The following is a 16,687-nucleotide window of genomic DNA, read 5'->3' on the forward strand; positions in this document are numbered from 1 at the left end:
CTTCCCTTACCCCATCAGCTGATAGCTCACCGGCACATAGCGGAACCCCTCGCCGCGGGGTTCGACAAAGCCCGCCGCCGGGAACGGCATGTGATAGCCGATCATCGGCAGCTTGTCCGCCGCCAGCATCCCCAGCACCCGGCGGCGCGACTCCGTTGCCGCCGCCTTGTCCATGTCGAATTTCACTTCCCAGTCGGGCCGGGCAAAGCTCCAGACATAGTGGTTGGCCAGATCCGCCGTCAGCACCAGCTGGCGGTTGCCGCTCTCCAGCATATAGCACATATGCCCCGGGGTATGGCCAAAGCTGGCCATTGCGGTGATCCCCGGCGCCACGCTGGCGCCATCGTCGACAAAGGTGGTTTTCTCCGCCAGCGGCGTCATGTTCTGGGCCACCAGATCGCCCACCCGGTCGCCCGGATCCCGTTTGGACCAGAAATTGTATTCCTCCGCCCCTGTCACATAGCGGGCGTTCGGGAAGGTTGGCGCGCCATCGGTCATCAGGCCGCCGATGTGATCGGGATGCATATGGGTGATCACCACCACGTTGATCTGGTCCGGCGTCACCCCAGCGGCGGCCAGCGCCCTGGCAATGCCGCCATTGCCCAGCCCGGTGTCAAACAGCACCAGCTCCCCGCCGGTATCGACGAGCGTTGGGGTGAAATAGAACTGAACGGTGCCGGCAGAGATGAAATTCTCCTGCGACACCTGCGCAAACTCCTCATCGCTTGCATTGCCGCCAAAGATGGCTTTCGGCTCCTCCCGCTGCGCCGAAGCATCCAGCAGAGTGGTGACCGGCATCTCCGCCAGTTTGAACGAATGGGCAACCGGCGCTTCGGCGCGGCCGCCATGGGCGCCGGCCAGCAGCGGCGTTGCGGCACCGGCCAGGGGCAGGGCGGCGGCCCCGGCCAGGGCAGCGCGGCGGGAGAGGGAAACAGTCATGGCATAACCTCCGGTGGAGTTGGACTGGCCTTACCCTAGCGCTCCGGCGGCAGAGGGCTGTAAACAATCCCGTGAGGCGGGTTAGGATGCGGTCAGGAGGCAGCGTGATGAGCCAGAACAAGACCGTTCCGACCGGGGTAAGCGTCGAGGCGTTTATCGCAGGTGTTGAACCGGACCGCAAAGCGGCGGAAGCGCAGCAGCTGGATGCGCTGTTCCGCCGGGTGACCGGCTACAGGCCGCAAATGTGGGGGCCGTCACTCGTCGGCTACGGCCGCTACCATTTCCGCTATGCCTCGGGGCGCGAGGGGGACTTCCTCGCCACCGGCTTCTCGCCGCGAAAAGCACGCCACTCGATCTACATCATGCCGGGCTATCAGGACTACGGCGCCATCCTCTCCCGCCTCGGCAAGCACAAGCTTGGCAAAAGCTGCCTCTATGTGAACAAGCTCGCCGACATCGACCTGGAGGTGCTCGCCGAACTGATCCGCACCGGGCTGAAGGACCTGAATGCAATCTGGCCGGTGCAGCCGGACTGACGGGCCGCGGCTTTCATCTTTCCGGAAATACTCCCGCCGGAGGCCCGCGCGCCAAGCGCGCGCCCGCTGCCGAAACTGGACAAACCGCGGCCCATGTGACAAGGGGCAAGGCAACAGGAGACTCGTGATGACCACCACCCGTTTTGCCCCGTCGCCGACCGGCTATATCCACGTCGGCAACCTGCGCACCGCGCTGATGAACTATCTGATCGCCCGCAAGGCCGGCGGCACCTTCATCCTGCGCATCGACGACACCGACCCGGAGCGGTCCAAGGAAGAATATGTCGATGCCATCAAGCAGGACCTGGAATGGCTGGGCCTGACCTGGGACAAGGTGGAGCGCCAGTCCGAGCGGCTCGACCGCTATGTCGCTGCGGCGGACAAGCTGCGCGAGATCGGCCGCTTCTACGAGGCGTTCGAGACTCCGACCGAACTGGACCTGAAGCGCAAGAAGCAGCTGAACATGGGCAAGCCGCCGGTCTATGACCGCGCAGCACTTGCGCTGCCGGAGGAGGAGAAGGCCAAGCTGCGCGCCGAGCGCGGCGACGGCGTCTGGCGCTTCAAGCTGGATCAGGAACGGATCGAGTGGACCGACGGCATCCTGGGCGATATCTCCATCGACGCGGCTTCGGTCTCCGACCCGGTGCTGATCCGCGGCGACGGCCAGTTCCTCTACACCTTGGCCTCGGTTGTGGACGACACCGAAATGGGCGTGACCCATGTGGTGCGCGGCTCTGACCACGTGACCAACACCGCCACCCAGATCCAGATCATCGAGGCGCTGGGCGGCACCGTGCCGTCTTTCGCGCACCACTCGCTGCTGACCGGCCCGCAGGGCGAAGCACTGTCCAAGCGTCTTGGCACGCTGGCGCTGCGCGACCTGCGCGAAGCCGGTGTGCAGCCGATGGCGCTCCTCAGTCTGATGGCGCGCCTGGGCTCCTCCGACCCGGTGGAGCTGCGGTCGGAGCTGGCGGAGCTGATCGACGGTTTCGACATCAGCCGCTTCGGCGCCGCGCCGACCAAGTTCGATGTCGAGGATCTCTATCCGCTGACCGCCCGCTACCTGCAGTCGCTGCCGCTGGCGGCGGTGCAAGCCCATGTGGACGCGCTGGGCGTCCCGGCGGAGAAACAGTCGGCGTTCTGGGACATGGCCAAGGAAAACATCACTACACTCAAGGATCTCGCGGGCTGGTGGGAGCTGTGCCGCGACGGTGCCGAGCCGCTGGTGGCCGATGAGGACAAGGACTTCATCGCCGAGGCGATGGCGCTGCTGCCTGAAGGCCCCTATGACAGCGACAGCTGGGGCAAGTGGACCGCCGCCGTCAAGGAAGCGACGGGCCGCAAGGGCAAGGGGCTGTTCATGCCGCTCAGGAAGGCCGTGACCGGCATGGAGCGCGGCCCCGACATGTCCGCGCTGCTGGCGCTGATGGACACCGTCCGCGCCCGCGGCTGAGGCGGTTCGCGGCGGAAAAAGCCGGTCAGACACAGATCCGGGGCGGCGCCGCAGGGGCCGCCCTTTTTTCGTGCGGTTCCGTCAAGGGGCGGCACGGCGGCGCTCCCGTCCGCCGGAGCTGCATCGCAGATGCATCCCCTGCGGTTGGGCCGGGCGCCGCGCGGACGCGCGGCGCGGCACCGCGCCTTGGCGCGGTGCCATGCCCAACTGAGAGAGGGGCAGCCTGCCTGCGCCTGAACAGGCGGGAGCGCGCCGCAGGACCGCAGCAAAACAGCGGACCGCCCGGTGGGCCGCGGCCCGCGGATCAGCCGCTGCCGCCCTCGCCAAGCTCCTTGCGCATCTCCGCCGCCGCCTTGGCCATTTCCGGGTTGGAGTGGCTTTCCAGCTCCTGCAGGGTCTTCTGCATCCAGCCCATCACCGAGGGCGAATCGCTGCCGCTGCGGGCTATCGGCGGGAAGGCGCAGCGCAGCAGGTGGCGCGCCGTCACCGGCGGCACCTTCACGTTGGGAAACTCCGGCTTCCGGGTGCTGCTGATCTCATCGGCAGGCATGGTCTCCCACAGCAGCCGCCCCAGCCGTCCCATCACCTCGACCGCGGTGCCCGGATCGTTGATGCCGGGCGACAGCGCCCGCTGCGCCGTCTCCGCCAGCAGGGTGAGGCCAAAGGACGGGTCCTGATCGAAACTGCGCACGTCGCCGATGTCGATCGCCTTCGAGGCCGCCTTGCAGAAGTCGTTGTCTCCGGCAGCGGCCCAGGCCACCGGCTGGCCGCGCAGGATGTATTCGCCGGGCGCCTTTGCCAGGGTGATTTCGGTGCCGGCTTCCTCTGCCAGTTCATTCAGCTGGGCCATCCCGGCAAAGCGCACAAAGCCGCTGCGGGAGGCCGGGATGGCCACCGCATCGGCGGGAACATCGCTGCTGTCAGAGCGCTGGCCGCCCAGGCAGGGCATGTCAAGGCGCGCGCGCATGCTGTCGCGGGTCCGGGATTCGATCAGCCGCAGCGTATGGTCCATGCTGCCCAGCCCGGACAGGTGATCTATCCAGCGCAGGATGGCACCGACGATCAGGACAACGACCACGATGGTGATGCCGAACACCACCAGGGCGCCTTCGGGCGTGTAATAGCGCGCCCGGAACAGGATCACCCCGCTGAGCGAAAAGATGAACCCGCCCACAAAGGTCGCCAGCACCCGGTGGGTCACGGTATCTTCCAGCAGCAGCCGGTACACCCGCGGCGTCGCCATCGAGGCCGCGGTGCGGTAGGCGCTGACCATCACGTTCAGCGAAAACGTGGTGACGGCCAGCATGCCCGACGCCAGGATCGTCAGCACCGGCAGCACCGCCTCGCGCCCGAAGTCCTCGCTCAGGCTGTCGGGCAGCAGCGGCTTGGCCAGCGGCGCCAGCAGCAGCGCCAGCAGCGACAGCACGGAAATCAGAACCACCCGGAACCAGAGCTTGCGGGCAATCCGCCTGAGGTACAAAAGGAACTGCTCAATCATGAGCGGAGCTTATCCTGCGCGCGCCGGTGCTGTCGATCAGATCGTCGAACAGCGCGCGCTCCGCCCGGCTCAGGTGCTGGTGGCGCGGATAGCGGGGCGCCGCCCGGTCATCCAGGAGGGGGGCGTTCCAGCCGTCGGTGGTGGCGATGAATTCCTGCACGCCCGCCTCGCCGAACACCTGCAGATAGCCCTGCAGCACCACATCCAGATAGCTCAGCAGAATCGGGTGCTGCTCGGTGGCGCCATTCTGCTTGTCCGCCGCCACCGCATAGACGGAAATCTCCGGCGATCCCGCCAGCGCGTGCTGCACCTTGTCCGATGCGGGCAGCCGCTCATAGGCGAATTCGCGGGCGTCCAGCGCCGCCCAGTCGGCGCCCGGCACCTCGGCGATCAGCCCGCCGATGGTGCTGGCGGCGCAGGGCACCGCCGACAGAAACGCCACCTCGCGCAGGTCCGTATGCACCCAGGCCCGCCGCCAGCCGCGCAGCCGGGCGGGCTGCGCGCCGCCATAGCCATGCGTCGCCGTGTTCACCAGGCTGCCGTATCCAAAGAAGTAAGGAGCCGTCATCCGCGCGCCTTTCCGCCGCAATTCCGGTTATTGATGTATGTCAAACCGCTTTTTCGCGCCATGTGCAATAAGCGATGCACCATAGCTGCGGGAGCGACCCATGCGGATTACCAAAAGGACCAACATTGCGGTGCGGCTGCTGATGTATTGCGCCGCCCATGAAGACCGCCTGGTGACCAAGGCCGAGATTGCCGAATGCTGCAACATCTCGGAAAACCACCTGGCGCAGGTGATCAACCAGCTGAGCCAGCTGGGCTACCTGGCGACCCAGCGCGGCCGCAACGGCGGCATGAACCTTGGCAGGCCCGCGGCGGAGATCCGGATCGGCGACGTGTTCCGGGATGTCGAGGGCAACCTGCCGATGGTGGAATGCTTTGCCGATGCGGACAACACCTGCCCGCTGGCGGGGGCCTGCCGCCTGAAGGTGGCGCTGGCCGACGCCGCGCAGGCCTTCTATGCCTCGCTGGACGACATTTCCCTGGAATCGCTGGTCTGCGACAACCACGATCTGCTGCGCATCCTGCAGCCGGTGTCCTGCGGCGCCCGCTGAGGCCGCCGCCGCAGCGCTGATCATTCGCGGGCCCGCAGGATGCGGGCCGGTTTGGCTGCCAGCGGCCGCAGCGCAAAGGCCAGCCCGGCCAGCAGCGTGGTCAGCACCCCGCCGGAAATGACCATCACCGCGTTCGGCCAGATCACCGTGTATCCTGTCTCAAACACATAGGCGTTGATGGCCCAGGCCCCGGCAATGCCTGCCGCCAGCGCCACCAGCCCGGCGGCCGCCCCCAAAAGCGCCGAGCGCAGCGCGAAACTGGCCAGGATCTGCCTGCGCGGCGCGCCCAGTGTTTTCAGCAGTGCCGCCTCATAGCGGCGGGCGGGCTCTCCGGCGGCCGCGGTGCCCAGCAGCACCAGAAACCCGGTCAGCAGCGTCGCTGCGGCGCCATAGGCAGTGGCGGCGGCCAGCTGGCGCAGGATGTCGGACACCCGGTCGATGGCATCCCGCATCCGGATGGCGGTGATATTCGGCATCTCGCGGGCCAGATCGCGCAGGATCGCCGCCTCCGCCTGCTCCTCGGCATAGACGGTGGCGATGAAACTGTGCGGCGCACCGGCCAGCGCAGCCTCGTTCAGCACCATCACAAACCCCATCCCCGCGGTGGAGAAATCCACGTTGCGGAAGCTGGTGATGGTGCCGGTGATATCACGCCCCAGAATGTTCAGCGTCAGCGTGTCGCCCAGGCTAAGCCCCAGTTCCTCGGCCTCCTCGGCGGCAAAGCTGATCTGCGGATCACCTGAATAGTCCGCGGGCCACCACTTGCCGGCGGTGACCTCGGTGCTGTCGGGCCGGGCCGCGGCATAGGTGATGCCGCGGTCGCCGCGCACCACCCAGTGATCACCCGCAACCTCTGCCGCGGGCTGGCCGTTGATCCGGGTCAGCACCCCGCGCAGCATCGGCGCGTTTTCCACCCGGGTGACGGAGGGATCGTTCTCCACCCGCTCCAGGAAGGCAGGCATCTGGCTGCGCTGGATGTCGACGAAGAAATACGAGGGCGCCACATCCGGCAGGTTGCCGGCAATCGCACGGCGCATGTTGCCGTCGATCTGGCCGATGGCCGCCAGCACCGTCAGGCCCAGCCCCAGCGCCAGCACCGCAGGCACCGCCCCGTCGCGCGCGCTGCCGATGGAGGACAGCGCCCACCGCAGGGCAGGGCGCCCGCGCGCAGCCCCGGCGCCGCGCCGCGCCGCAAAGCCGATGCCGAGCGCGGCAACCAGCAGCACCAGCAGCGCCCCCATCAGCCCGCCCGCGGTCCACAGCGTCAGCTGAGCCGAGCCGCTGAACCACGCCGCCAGCCCCACCAGCGCCGCCAGTGCCAGCGCGGTCGCCAGCAGGTAGCGCGGCGCGGGCAGCCGGGTGCGGCTGGCAAAGGCATCCCGGAACAGCGAGGCCGCGCGGATGCGTTCGGCCCGCGCCAAGGGCCAGAGCGCAAAGATGAAGGCGGTCAGCACGCCATAGACCGCGGCCTCCGCCAGCGCCGAGGGGTAGAACGAGAACACCGCCGGAAACGGCAGCTGCGCCGCAATCAGCGGCCCCAGCAGCAGCGGTCCCAGCCCGCCCAGCACCAGCCCGATGCCCACGCCGACCAGCGTCAGCGCGCCGATCTGCAGGAAGTAGGTGAGGAAAATCGTCTGCCGCTCCGCCCCCAGCGTGCGCAGGGTGGCAATGGTTGCAGTCTTGGTCGCCAGATAGGCGCGCACAGCGGCAGAGACGCCGACCCCGCCCACCGCCAGGCCCGAGAGGCCCACCAGCACCAGGAACCCGCCCAGCCGCTCGACAAAGGCGGTGATCCCCGGCGCGCCGTTCCTGGCATCGCGCCAGCGCATGCCGGTGCTCTCAAACAGCCCTTCGGCCTCGGCCTGCAAGGCGGCCAGATCGCTGCCCGGCGGCAGCTCCATCCGGTATTTGGTGTCAAACAGCGTGCCCGGCTCCAGCAGGCCGGACTCCCCCAGATCCTCCGGCCGCACCATGGTGCGCGGCCCCAGCTCAAAGCCGGAGGCGGCGGCATCCGGTTCCAGCGCGATCATCGCCATCAGGGCGAAATCCTGCGTGCCCAACCGGAAGCTGTCGCCGGGCTGCAAGCCCAGACGGTCGGCCAGCACCCGGTCCATCACCGCGCCGGGCAGGCCGTCCGCACCGGCCAGCGCGGCATCGAGCGGCATCTCCGGCGCCAGCTTCATCTCCCCCTTCAAGGGGTATAGCCCATCCACCGCCTTCACCTGGGTCAGCCCGCGCTCCTCGCCCACCGTGGCCATGGAACGGAACTCGGCAATCCCGGAATAGCGCAGCGCGGTCCGTTGCAGCCAAGCCAGCTCATCCTCGTTGGCAAACCGGTAGGTGAAGTTCAGCTCCGCATCGCCGCCCAGGATCGTGGCGCCTTCGCGCTCCAGCCCGGTCTCGATCGACGCGCGGATGGAGCCGATGGCGGCGATCACCCCGACCCCCAGCGCCAGGCAGGCGAGGAAGATGCGAAAGCCCTTCAGCCCGCCGCGCAGCTCCCGCAGGGCAAAGCGCCAGGCCAGGCGGAGGGCGGAGCCGCTCATTCGGCCGCTTCGCGCGCGGCGTCCCCATCGATGCGCCCGTCGCGCAGCCGCACCACCCGGTCGCAGCGCGCCGCCAGCTCCGGCGCGTGAGTGACCATCACCAGCGTCGCGCCATAGCGGTCGCGCAAGCCAAACAGCAGGTCCATCACCGCGTGGCCGTTGGCCTCGTCCAGGTTGCCGGTCGGCTCATCCGCCAGCAGGATCGCAGGCCGCGGCGCCAGGGCGCGCGCCAGCGCCACCCGCTGCTGCTCGCCGCCCGACATCTGCGCCGGGAAATGGCCCGCCCGGTGGCCCAGCCCCACCGCCTCCAGCTCTGCCTGGGCGCGGGGGAAGGCATCCTTGACGCCCGCCAGCTCCAGCGGCGTTGCCACGTTTTCCAGCGCGGTCATGGTCGGGATCAGGTGAAAGCTCTGGAACACCACGCCCATGTTGTTGCGGCGGAACCGGGCCAGCGCGTCCTCATCCATCGCGGTCAGATCCGCCCCCAGGGCCGTCACCCGGCCGCCGGTGGCCTGCTCCAGCCCGCCCATCAGCATCAGCAGCGACGACTTGCCCGATCCGGACGGCCCCACCAGCCCCAAGGTTTCCCCCTGCCGCACGTCCAGCGAGATTTCGTGCAAGATCTCCACCGGGCCGGTATTGCTATTCAGGGTCAAACTCGCATCTAAGAGATGAAGAACGGGGCTTTTTTGATCGGTCATCGGGCCTGCCTGTTGGGTGCACCTAACGGATATGGAGTGTTTGCCGCCATGCGCAAGACATTGGCACTGCTGAGTTTGCTGCTTTTCACCGCCCCCGCCTGGGCGGATCCGCTGCGGATCACCGCCCTGGGCGACAGCCTGGTGCAGGGCTACGGGCTGCCGCAGGGGCAGGGGCTGGTGCCGCAGCTGGAACGCTGGCTGAACGAAAACGGCGCCGAGGCCGTGTTGCAGAATGCGGGCGTTTCCGGCGACACCACCGCCGGCGGGGCAGAGCGCGCCGAGTGGACCCTGTCAGACAACCCCGACGGGCTGATCGTGCTCCTGGGCGGCAATGACATGCTGCGCGGGCTTGAGCCGCAGGAGGCGCGCGCCAACCTGACCCGCATCCTGCAGACGGCGCAGGACAAGGGGGTTGAGGTCCTGCTGATCGGCATGAAAGCCCCGCGCAACTACGGGCCGGAGTACAAGCAGGCGTTTGACGCGATCTACCCGGAGCTGGCGGCAGAGTTCGGCGCGGTGCTGCACCCGGATGCCTTTGCGGGCATGGCAGCAGAAGCGGGCGGGGACCCGGCGGCGGCGCAGGCCCTCATGCAGGACGACGGCATCCACCCCAACGCTCGGGGGGTGGCGCTGAATGCCGCTGCCATCGGGCCGGCGGCCCTGCAGCTGATCGCCGCGATCGGCAGCTGAAAACAGCCCCGGCCGTCAGGGCTGTTTTGGAATTTTCAAAGCAGATCGGAAGATCCGGATCAGGAGACCAGCGCGATATCCACTGCGGATTCACGGCCGTCGCGGCCTGCGCGCAGCTCATAGGTCACTTTCTGATTGTCCGCGAGGCCGGTCAGCCCGGAACGCTCAACAGCGGAAATATGGACAAAAATGTCCTTGCCGCCGTCTTCGGGTGCAATAAAGCCATAGCCTTTGGTGGTGTTGAACCATTTGACGGTGCCGGTGGCCATCGTCGATTTCTCCTAAGTCGTCTTCAGTTCCCTGCCCGCTTATGCGGCAGTCCGGCAAGGTTAGCAGATGCTCATGACCGCGCCGGGTGAGGCACAGTGATAGCATTCGCGTAACATTGCCGTGACAGAATTGGGTGCGAATCCCCTCTGGTGCAAGAAAAATGCGGTGTAAAACAGGGGTTCGCGGCAAATTTCCGCAGGTCAGAGCCTAAAGCACCGTTACAACCGTGCCCAGCGGCACCCGCTCGTACAGGTCCACCACATGCTCGTTCATCATCCGGATGCAGCCGTTCGACACCGAGTGGCCGATGGTCTGCGGCTGGTTGGTGCCGTGGATGCGGAAGTAGGTGTCGACTCCGTTCTGGAACAGATAGAGCGCCCGCGCGCCCAGCGGGTTGTCCGGCCCGCCGGGCTGGATGTATTCATTGTCGACAAATTTGGCATAGGCTCTGGGGTCGCGTTCGATCATCTCGTCGGTGGGGCGCCAGGTGGGCCATACCTTCTTGCGCTGGATCACCGCCTGGCCGGTGAATTCCAGCCCGGCCTTGCCGACGCCCACGCCATAGCGGATCGCCTTGCGCTTATCGGTCACGAAATACAGGTAATAGGAGCGCGGCAGCACCAGGATCTGGCCCGGGGCGAAATCCTTCCTGATCCGCACTTCCTGCGGGGCCGGGTCAAACACCACTGGGTCTTTTGTGCGGGCCAGGGCAGGCAGCGGCAGCAAAGTGGCTGCGGCGGCTGCGGTGCCCGAACTCAGAATCTTCCGGCGTGAAATCATGGCCATATCCCCGTAGTCTGTTGCAGGTCCCCTCATCTTCCGGTTGGAACGGCGGCCGGTCAACGGCTTTCCGCACCCGCGCGGGCAAGTGTTGCATGCAGCGCCGCCCAAGGCGGCAGACCCCGCCGCCGCGCCCCCGGCAGCGGGCGGCTGCCTGCAGCCTTGCGCCGCCGCGCCGGGCGGCTATACCAAGGCCATGCGACTGCTTGAGGAGGCGAACCCATGGGAGCCAAGACCCTGACCTGCCTGTCCTGCGCCCAGCTGAACCGGGTGCCGGAGGACAAGCTGGGCCGCGGCCCGAAATGCGCAACCTGCGGTGCGGCGCTGCTGCCGGGCACGCCGGCAGACGTGGATCCGGCGATCCTGCAGAAAGCCGTGCAGAACGATGACCTGCCGCTGGTGGCGGATTTCTGGGCACCCTGGTGCGGGCCCTGCCGGTCCATGGCGCCGGAATTTGCCAAGGCGGCCAAGACGCTGGGCGTGCAGGCCCGGCTGGTCAAGCTCAACACCCAGGATCACCCGTCCGCAGCCGCCCGCTACCGGATCCGCGGCATTCCCGCCCTCATCGCCTTTGAGCGCGGCAAGGAGAAAAAGCGCCAGGCCGGCGCCATGCGGCAGGGTCAGATCGTCAGCTGGCTGCGCGGCTGAGGCAGGCTTCCGGCCGGCCCCGCGCGCGCTCAGAACGGCCGCTGACCCAGCCCCTGCGGTTTGTCCGGCCTCTGGCTGGCTTTTGCGCTGCTGCGGCTGCTGCGCCAGGCCAGCGAAGCGATCACGGCAAATGCCAGAAGCGCGGCCTCAAAAGGATAAAGCAGGAGGGCGAGCCAAACGGGCCAGCCGCCAAGGAACACAGCGGCAAGCAACAGGCCCAAGGCGCCAACCGCCCCTATGACAGAACTCACCCAGGCCATGCTTGGTCTCCAATGCGCCTTGATCGCTTACAGAAAGGTAGAACAGGAGTACCGCGAAACAACTGTGCAAAAGAGGAGGCTTTCCGCCTCATAAGTGGAAATATCAGCTTTCAGCTATGCCTTTGGTGGTAATTCCGGCCTCTGCCGTATCCCGCCGCCGCGCTGCGCTGGCCGTGTCAGGCGGCGGCTGCCTCTCTCTGGCAGACGCCTGCTCCGCCCGCAGGGCCGGGGGGAAAGCTGCGCCAGGCCAGCAGCGCGGTCGCCGCAAGGGTCACCGCCGTGCCCGCCGCCGGGTACATCAGCAGGCAGAGCCAGACCGGCAGCCCAAATGCCGCATATCCGTAAACCGCAGCGAACAGCCCCGCGATCACTCCAAGGAAAATGCCTGCCCAAGCCATGATGCCTCCCCGATCCGCGCAGCACGGCCCCATTGCCCGTCTGCTTCTGCGGCCATCATCCGGCCAAGAAGGTTATCAAAGCGTTAAGATTCCGGAAGTGTATAGAAACCAGCGTAAATAATTGGCGGGCGGGCGCTGTTTCGCGGTCAGAGCGGCTTTGTCGCGCAACGCCCCTGGCGGGGCTCACTCTTCCATGAACTCATAGCCAAACCGGTTGATGATCAGGCTCTCGCGGTCCGCGACGAGCTGCCGGGTTTCCATATCGTAAAAATCCGATCTTTTCGCGGCTGCCGAGCGCGATGCGTTCATGGGCTTGCCCGCGCCAATCACGCAATCCAGCGTTTCGGCCCTTGCCAGCCTGTGGTCGAGCATGACCGACCGGAAATCGGCCGCAAGGCTCTCGGTATGCAGAAAACGGTCAATATAACAGTTTTCTTCGGCCCAATCCGCAAGAGACTGGGGATCTCGCAGATGTCCCGAGTGCAGGGTTTTGCTGCCGGCGCAGTAGAGGTTGCAAAACCGGTAGCTGTAAAGGCCGCTGTGGCTGTGAAGGCGCGAGGAATAATATGCGCCAGACAGCAAGGGCGCCAGCTTGGGATCCATTACTTTGCGAAGCCATGTCCGAAAAGCGTCGGGATTGTTCGGATCGGCATAGAGGTGCAGATTTGCTGTCCAGTCCTGGCGTGCTGCAGCAAGAAGGGCCGGGACAAACCCGCAGACCGCGCGGAACGGGTTCTGTGTGTAACCACGGCTCTTCAATGGCCGGAACTGTGTCAGAGCCAGGTAGGGCCCCGATTTCCTTTTTTGCTTTACGCCGTAAGACCAGAGAGAAAGGTAATAATCCCAAGGGTTTCGGATCGTCGCAAATTTCAGAATGCCGCTTGAGACGATAGCCTCATCAGGCTTCAAGTGGTGTGTCACCTGTCGCGGCGGAAATTCGAGCGCGTGCAGCCAATTCAAAACAGACACACTACCCGTCTTGTTCAAGTCAACGTAAACAAACTCGTCGGATAGGAACATACACTAACCTCAAACTGGCACCGCTGCTCGCCCTTGCGTGCTTCGTAATCCTCCTTAGTTTAGCGCCGCCGGTCAGGCATGCCAGTCCCGCCTCGCTGACACCCCTGCATTCGGACCCGAGGGCATTTGAGTCCTGAAGGCGAAAATAACGCTTACGTTCTGCCCGGCGGGCGCACGGCCGCCGTTAGATTTTCCGCGCGTCTGCGCTGCCCCGGAACGACCTGGGAAAACGCAAAAAAAATGTGCCAGAGTTTCCCCTGGCACATATTTGACTGATGTCAGTTCACCGCACAAACTTCTTGTGCTTCAACCGCTTGGGCTCCAGCGCGTCGGGACCCAGGCGGCGCTTCTTGTCCTCCTCGTAGTCCTCGAAGTTGCCCTCGAACCACTCCACATGGGCGTCGCCCTCGAAGGCCAGGATGTGGGTACAGATCCGGTCGAGGAAGAAACGGTCGTGCGAGATCACCACGGCGCAGCCGGCGAAATCCACCAGCGCGTCTTCCAGCGCCCGCAGGGTTTCCACGTCCAGGTCGTTGGTCGGTTCGTCAAGCAGCAGCACGTTGCCGCCCTCTTTCAGCAGCCGCGCCATGTGAACCCGGTTGCGCTCACCGCCCGACAGCAGCGACAGTTTCTTCTGCTGGTCGCCGCCCTTGAAGTTGAAGGACGAGCAATAGGCGCGGGAATTGACCTGCGCGTCGCCCAGCTCGATGATCTCGGCGCCGCCGGAGATCGCTTCCCACACGGTGTCGTTGTCGTTCAGATCGTCGCGCGACTGGTCGACATAGCTGAGCTTCACGGTATCGCCGTACTCGACGGAGCCCTCGTCGGGCTGCTCCTGGCCGGTCAGCATCCGGAACAGGGTCGATTTACCGGCGCCGTTGGGGCCGATCACGCCGACAATGCCGCCCGGCGGCAGCGAGAACTCAAGGCCTTCGATCAGCTGCTTGTCGCCATAGTGCTTGGCGAGGCCGTTCACCTCGATCACCTTCGACCCCAGGCGCGGGCCGTTCGGAATGACGATCTGGGCGCGGCCGACCTTCTCGCGCTCGGACTGGCTGGCCATCTCGTTATAGGCCTGGATACGGGCCTTGGATTTCGCCTGGCGGGCTTTCTGGCCCTGGCGCATCCACTCCAGCTCGCGTTCCAGCGTCTTCTGCTTGGCTTTGTCCTCGCGGGCTTCCTGGCTCAGGCGTTTCGCCTTCTGCTCCAGCCAGCTGGAATAGTTGCCCTCGTAGGGAATGCCGCGGCCGCGGTCGAGCTCCAGGATCCAGCCCGTAATATCATCCAGGAAGTAGCGGTCGTGGGTGACACACAGGATGGTGCCCTTGTAGTCGATCAGGTGCTGCTGCAGCCAGGCGATGGTCTCGGCGTCCAGGTGGTTGGTCGGTTCGTCAAGCAGCAGCATGTCGGGGGCTTCGAGCAGCAGCTTGCACAGCGCCACCCGGCGGCGCTCACCGCCCGAAAGGTTGGCGGGCATCGCATCGTCCGGCGGGCAGCGCAGCGCCTCCATGGAGACGTCCACCTGGCTGTCCAGGTCCCACAGGTTCTGGGCGTCGATCTCGTCCTGCAGCTTGGCCATCTCCTCGGCGGTCTCGTCCGAGTAGTTCATCGCCAGCTCGTTGTAGCGGTCGAGGATGTCCTTCTTGGCCTTGACGCCCAGCATGACGTTCTCGCGCACGGTCAGGCTCTCGTCCAGCTTCGGCTCCTGCGGCAGGTAGCCGACCTTGGCGCCCTCGGCGGCCCAGGCCTCGCCGGTGTAATCCTTGTCGAGGCCCGCCATGATCTTCATCAGCGTGGACTTACCGGCGCCGTTGACGCCGACCACACCGATCTTCACGCCGGGCAGGAAGGAGAGGTGGATATTTTCAAAGCATTTCTTGCCACCCGGGTAGGTCTTGGAGACACCCTGCATGTGGTAGACGTACTGGTAGGAGGCCATCTGATTGCTCCGTTAAGGGGGGAATTTGCTGGCTGGTGTGATAGCCGAAGGGGGGACGGGGGGCAATGAGGGATGCGGGCTCTGCGGCGGCCTGGGTGCGAAGGGCAGACAGGGCGCCGGCAAGCCGCCCTTGCCCGACTCACCCCATCGGGCGCAAAGTGGGGGGCACCAGAAACACGAGGGCGCCCCGGATTGCCGTTTGCCGCGCCCAGACCTGACGACGCCGCCGGAATACGGACCGACCCGGCCCGTAGGCAGCCCAGACCTGAGCCAGAGCGGCCCGGGGGCCTTCACAGCACAGGAGGACCCCACGATGATCGCCTCACGCCTGAAACATCATCTCGAGGCACAGGGCCTGCCGTTCGGCACCGTCCGCCATCCCTATACCGCCACTGCGGCAGAATGCGCGGAATCGGCGCATGTGCCAGGGGATCACCTGGCCAAATCCGTGCTGATCCATATGGAGGAAGGCCCGGTCCTGGCCGTCGTGCCGTCCAACCAGACGGTTGACCTGCACGCGCTGCAAACGATCATGGACCGCCGCCTGGGGCTGGCGCCGGAACATGAGCTGAACCAGGTCTTTGACGATTGCGACCCGGGCGCGGCGCCCTGCGTCGGCGCGGCCTACCACGTGCCCACCGTCATCGACGACAGCCTGACCGGCCTGGACAAGGTCTGGTTCGAGGCCGGCGACCACAAGACGCTGATCGAAATGAAGGGGGACGATTTCGACACCCTGATGAAGGACGCCAAGCACGGCTCTTTCTGCACGGTCCACTGACCACTGACACGCGCGCCAGCGGCCCGCTGATCTGCCCCGCCGGCCAGCTGCCCCGATCGCCGGGGCGGCGCCTGCCGGTGCGTCAGAAATCGAACAGATCTTCCAGGAAGTTCTTCTTGCTCTTCTTCTTGTAGGGCTTGTTGTAGCGCGGATCGTGATGCCCGCCCCGCTCCTCATGGCGCGGCGGCTTCGGCGCGGCCTGCGCGGGCTGGGCAGAGCGTTCGATGATCTTGTCCAGCTCGCCCCGGTCCAGCCACACTCCGCGGCACTGCGGGCAATAGTCGATCTCCACCCCGGCACGGTCGGCCATGACCAATGTGGTTCCGTCAATCGGGCACTGCATCTGCGTCTCCTTCCTCAACTCCTGCCCTTCACGTGGGCAGTGCGGCTGTGCTGCGCAAGACAAAGGCAGCGCAAAAAAGGAGAATTTGCGGCTTTCCGCCCATTTTTGCGCAACTCACCCATGATAAGCTGGCCGGAAAATCACGGAGGCGGAAGATGAGCAGAAAGACCATCCAGGCAGGGGTGCTGACCCTGATCCTCGCGGCGGCCCCGGCCCATGCCAGGGGCGGCGAAGGCGGTGGCGGCGGCGGCGGAGAAGGCGGCGGCGGCCAAAGCAGCGGGCTCAGTGCGCAAACCACGCGGGCGGTTGTCACCACCTTGACCCGCGGCTTCGACCGCTGCGGCGAGCTGCCGCAAGTCTACAAATTCGACTGTTACCGCCACACCTACAAGCTGGCGGCGCAGAAACTGGACAGCAACCAGTCCTATGCCGAGGCGGCAAAGGCGCTGGTGCAGGTCGAAGACACCCTGACGCAGGCCGTGAAACAGAACCTCGACCCGGCGCAAGCGCCGGTGCGCAAGGGGCTGAATTACTACCGCGCGGTCAAGCCGGCCGCGGTGCCGCAGGTCAAACGGCAGGCGGAGCGGGCGATGCAGCAGGCTGAAACGGTCCTGCTGCGCTCGCCCGCGGACAAACAGGTTCACTATGCCCGCATCGCCGAGGCGGTGAATTCCAACAAGGTGCTGCTGCGCTCCGCGATGCTGCCGGGCGCCGCGGTGCGGCTGGCCTGGCACCTCCTGAAAAAGGCGGTGCCGGCCTGATCCTGC

The 16,687-nt window shown here is 66.1% G+C and carries 19 protein-coding genes; 7 read left to right on the forward strand and 12 right to left on the reverse strand.

Annotated elements, in window-relative coordinates; genetic code table 11:
* Positions 1-6 precede the first annotated feature (6 nt).
* Positions 7-939, reverse strand: coding sequence for an MBL fold metallo-hydrolase (locus R2C4_RS02725; protein WP_141889492.1), 933 nt, complete (start codon positions 937-939; stop codon positions 7-9).
* A 107-nt stretch (positions 940-1,046) separates the two neighbouring features.
* Here R2C4_RS02725 and R2C4_RS02730 point away from each other — a divergent pair, with 107 nt between their 5' ends.
* The gene (locus R2C4_RS02730; protein WP_141889493.1) at positions 1,047-1,475 is read left to right on the forward strand and encodes a DUF1801 domain-containing protein; all 429 of its coding nucleotides are present in this window, start codon (positions 1,047-1,049) and stop codon (positions 1,473-1,475) included.
* A 127-nt stretch (positions 1,476-1,602) separates the two neighbouring features.
* Positions 1,603-2,928: a glutamate--tRNA ligase gene (gene gltX / locus R2C4_RS02735; RefSeq protein ID WP_141889494.1), complete on the forward strand. Its 1,326-nt coding sequence runs from the start codon at positions 1,603-1,605 to the stop codon at positions 2,926-2,928.
* Between the two features lie 304 nt (positions 2,929-3,232).
* Here gltX and R2C4_RS02740 read toward each other — a convergent pair whose 3' ends face one another.
* Positions 3,233-4,426 (reverse strand): DUF2254 domain-containing protein, encoded by a 1,194-nt coding sequence (locus R2C4_RS02740; RefSeq protein ID WP_141889495.1) that lies wholly within the window; start codon positions 4,424-4,426, stop codon positions 3,233-3,235.
* Positions 4,419-4,994, reverse strand: a complete 576-nt coding sequence (locus R2C4_RS02745; protein ID WP_141889496.1) for a gamma-glutamylcyclotransferase family protein — start codon at positions 4,992-4,994, stop codon at positions 4,419-4,421. Before R2C4_RS02745 ends, R2C4_RS02740 begins: the two co-directional genes overlap by 8 nt.
* 100 nt (positions 4,995-5,094) lie before the next feature.
* Between R2C4_RS02745 and R2C4_RS02750 the strand changes: the two genes are divergently transcribed.
* Complete coding sequence (locus R2C4_RS02750) at positions 5,095-5,544, forward strand: RrF2 family transcriptional regulator (RefSeq protein ID WP_058286366.1); 450 nt, start codon at positions 5,095-5,097, stop codon at positions 5,542-5,544.
* A gap of 20 nt (positions 5,545-5,564) precedes the next feature.
* Here the strand turns inward: R2C4_RS02750 and R2C4_RS02755 are convergent, their stop codons facing one another.
* Both R2C4_RS02755 and R2C4_RS02760 read right to left on the reverse strand, forming a co-directional pair.
* Complete coding sequence (locus R2C4_RS02755; RefSeq protein WP_141889497.1) at positions 5,565-8,090, reverse strand: ABC transporter permease; 2,526 nt, start codon at positions 8,088-8,090, stop codon at positions 5,565-5,567.
* A complete protein-coding gene (locus tag R2C4_RS02760; RefSeq protein WP_141889498.1) occupies positions 8,087-8,791 on the reverse strand; it encodes an ABC transporter ATP-binding protein in 705 nt (234 codons plus the stop codon). Before R2C4_RS02760 ends, R2C4_RS02755 begins: the two co-directional genes overlap by 4 nt.
* A 48-nt stretch (positions 8,792-8,839) precedes the next feature.
* On the opposite strand from R2C4_RS02760, the gene R2C4_RS02765 reads away from it, so the two are divergent.
* Positions 8,840-9,481 carry an arylesterase gene (locus R2C4_RS02765; protein WP_058286420.1) on the forward strand — a complete coding sequence of 214 codons (642 nt, stop codon included), beginning with the start codon at positions 8,840-8,842 and terminating at the stop codon, positions 9,479-9,481.
* A 59-nt stretch (positions 9,482-9,540) separates the two neighbouring features.
* Here R2C4_RS02765 and R2C4_RS02770 read toward each other — a convergent pair whose 3' ends face one another.
* Both R2C4_RS02770 and R2C4_RS02775 read right to left on the reverse strand, forming a co-directional pair.
* The gene (locus R2C4_RS02770; protein ID WP_008557431.1) at positions 9,541-9,750 is read right to left on the reverse strand and encodes a cold-shock protein; all 210 of its coding nucleotides are present in this window, start codon (positions 9,748-9,750) and stop codon (positions 9,541-9,543) included.
* A 208-nt stretch (positions 9,751-9,958) separates the two neighbouring features.
* On the reverse strand, positions 9,959-10,531 hold the full coding sequence (locus tag R2C4_RS02775) for a L,D-transpeptidase (protein WP_141889499.1): 573 nt from the start codon (positions 10,529-10,531) through the stop codon (positions 9,959-9,961).
* A gap of 222 nt (positions 10,532-10,753) precedes the next feature.
* On the opposite strand from R2C4_RS02775, the gene R2C4_RS02780 reads away from it, so the two are divergent.
* The gene (locus tag R2C4_RS02780) at positions 10,754-11,179 is read left to right on the forward strand and encodes a thioredoxin domain-containing protein (RefSeq protein WP_058286369.1); all 426 of its coding nucleotides are present in this window, start codon (positions 10,754-10,756) and stop codon (positions 11,177-11,179) included.
* 29 nt (positions 11,180-11,208) lie between these two features.
* On the opposite strand, the gene R2C4_RS02785 is transcribed toward R2C4_RS02780, so the two are convergent.
* From R2C4_RS02785 to ettA, 4 genes are all read right to left on the reverse strand, one after another.
* Positions 11,209-11,439, reverse strand: coding sequence for a hypothetical protein (locus R2C4_RS02785; protein ID WP_141889500.1), 231 nt, complete (start codon positions 11,437-11,439; stop codon positions 11,209-11,211).
* 176 nt (positions 11,440-11,615) lie between these two features.
* A complete protein-coding gene (locus R2C4_RS02790; protein WP_141889501.1) occupies positions 11,616-11,837 on the reverse strand; it encodes a hypothetical protein in 222 nt (73 codons plus the stop codon).
* A 183-nt stretch (positions 11,838-12,020) separates the two neighbouring features.
* Positions 12,021-12,857, reverse strand: coding sequence for a hypothetical protein (locus R2C4_RS02795; RefSeq protein ID WP_141889502.1), 837 nt, complete (start codon positions 12,855-12,857; stop codon positions 12,021-12,023).
* Between the two features lie 283 nt (positions 12,858-13,140).
* Complete coding sequence (gene ettA, locus R2C4_RS02800) at positions 13,141-14,796, reverse strand: energy-dependent translational throttle protein EttA (RefSeq protein WP_141889503.1); 1,656 nt, start codon at positions 14,794-14,796, stop codon at positions 13,141-13,143.
* Between the two features lie 313 nt (positions 14,797-15,109).
* Between ettA and R2C4_RS02805 the strand changes: the two genes are divergently transcribed.
* Positions 15,110-15,577: an aminoacyl-tRNA deacylase gene (locus R2C4_RS02805; RefSeq protein WP_008554365.1), complete on the forward strand. Its 468-nt coding sequence runs from the start codon at positions 15,110-15,112 to the stop codon at positions 15,575-15,577.
* 82 nt (positions 15,578-15,659) lie between these two features.
* Here the strand turns inward: R2C4_RS02805 and R2C4_RS02810 are convergent, their stop codons facing one another.
* Positions 15,660-15,920 carry a TFIIB-type zinc ribbon-containing protein gene (locus tag R2C4_RS02810; protein WP_141889504.1) on the reverse strand — a complete coding sequence of 87 codons (261 nt, stop codon included), beginning with the start codon at positions 15,918-15,920 and terminating at the stop codon, positions 15,660-15,662.
* Positions 15,921-16,075: 155 nt separating this feature from the next.
* Here R2C4_RS02810 and R2C4_RS02815 point away from each other — a divergent pair, with 155 nt between their 5' ends.
* Positions 16,076-16,681 carry a hypothetical protein gene (locus tag R2C4_RS02815; protein WP_141889505.1) on the forward strand — a complete coding sequence of 202 codons (606 nt, stop codon included), beginning with the start codon at positions 16,076-16,078 and terminating at the stop codon, positions 16,679-16,681.
* The last annotated feature ends 6 nt before the right edge of the window (positions 16,682-16,687 follow it).

Origin of the sequence: Leisingera aquaemixtae, assembly GCF_006740765.1 — a bacterium.
Taxonomy (GTDB): domain Bacteria; phylum Pseudomonadota; class Alphaproteobacteria; order Rhodobacterales; family Rhodobacteraceae; genus Leisingera; species Leisingera aquaemixtae.

Bases quoted from the DNA above. Each gene is read 5' to 3' on its own strand.
- R2C4_RS02725 (WP_141889492.1), bottom strand. From the start codon at position 939: ATGACTGTTTCCCTCTCCCGCCGCGCTGCCCTGGCCGGGGCCGCCGCC.
- R2C4_RS02730 (WP_141889493.1), top strand. From the start codon at position 1,047: ATGAGCCAGAACAAGACCGTTCCGACCGGGGTAAGCGTCGAGGCGTTT.
- gltX (WP_141889494.1), top strand. From the start codon at position 1,603: ATGACCACCACCCGTTTTGCCCCGTCGCCGACCGGCTATATCCACGTC.
- R2C4_RS02740 (WP_141889495.1), bottom strand. From the start codon at position 4,426: ATGATTGAGCAGTTCCTTTTGTACCTCAGGCGGATTGCCCGCAAGCTC.
- R2C4_RS02745 (WP_141889496.1), bottom strand. From the start codon at position 4,994: ATGACGGCTCCTTACTTCTTTGGATACGGCAGCCTGGTGAACACGGCG.
- R2C4_RS02750 (WP_058286366.1), top strand. From the start codon at position 5,095: ATGCGGATTACCAAAAGGACCAACATTGCGGTGCGGCTGCTGATGTAT.
- R2C4_RS02755 (WP_141889497.1), bottom strand. From the start codon at position 8,090: ATGAGCGGCTCCGCCCTCCGCCTGGCCTGGCGCTTTGCCCTGCGGGAG.
- R2C4_RS02760 (WP_141889498.1), bottom strand. From the start codon at position 8,791: ATGACCGATCAAAAAAGCCCCGTTCTTCATCTCTTAGATGCGAGTTTG.
- R2C4_RS02765 (WP_058286420.1), top strand. From the start codon at position 8,840: ATGCGCAAGACATTGGCACTGCTGAGTTTGCTGCTTTTCACCGCCCCC.
- R2C4_RS02770 (WP_008557431.1), bottom strand. From the start codon at position 9,750: ATGGCCACCGGCACCGTCAAATGGTTCAACACCACCAAAGGCTATGGC.
- R2C4_RS02775 (WP_141889499.1), bottom strand. From the start codon at position 10,531: ATGATTTCACGCCGGAAGATTCTGAGTTCGGGCACCGCAGCCGCCGCA.
- R2C4_RS02780 (WP_058286369.1), top strand. From the start codon at position 10,754: ATGGGAGCCAAGACCCTGACCTGCCTGTCCTGCGCCCAGCTGAACCGG.
- R2C4_RS02785 (WP_141889500.1), bottom strand. From the start codon at position 11,439: ATGGCCTGGGTGAGTTCTGTCATAGGGGCGGTTGGCGCCTTGGGCCTG.
- R2C4_RS02790 (WP_141889501.1), bottom strand. From the start codon at position 11,837: ATGGCTTGGGCAGGCATTTTCCTTGGAGTGATCGCGGGGCTGTTCGCT.
- R2C4_RS02795 (WP_141889502.1), bottom strand. From the start codon at position 12,857: ATGTTCCTATCCGACGAGTTTGTTTACGTTGACTTGAACAAGACGGGT.
- ettA (WP_141889503.1), bottom strand. From the start codon at position 14,796: ATGGCCTCCTACCAGTACGTCTACCACATGCAGGGTGTCTCCAAGACC.
- R2C4_RS02805 (WP_008554365.1), top strand. From the start codon at position 15,110: ATGATCGCCTCACGCCTGAAACATCATCTCGAGGCACAGGGCCTGCCG.
- R2C4_RS02810 (WP_141889504.1), bottom strand. From the start codon at position 15,920: ATGCAGTGCCCGATTGACGGAACCACATTGGTCATGGCCGACCGTGCC.
- R2C4_RS02815 (WP_141889505.1), top strand. From the start codon at position 16,076: ATGAGCAGAAAGACCATCCAGGCAGGGGTGCTGACCCTGATCCTCGCG.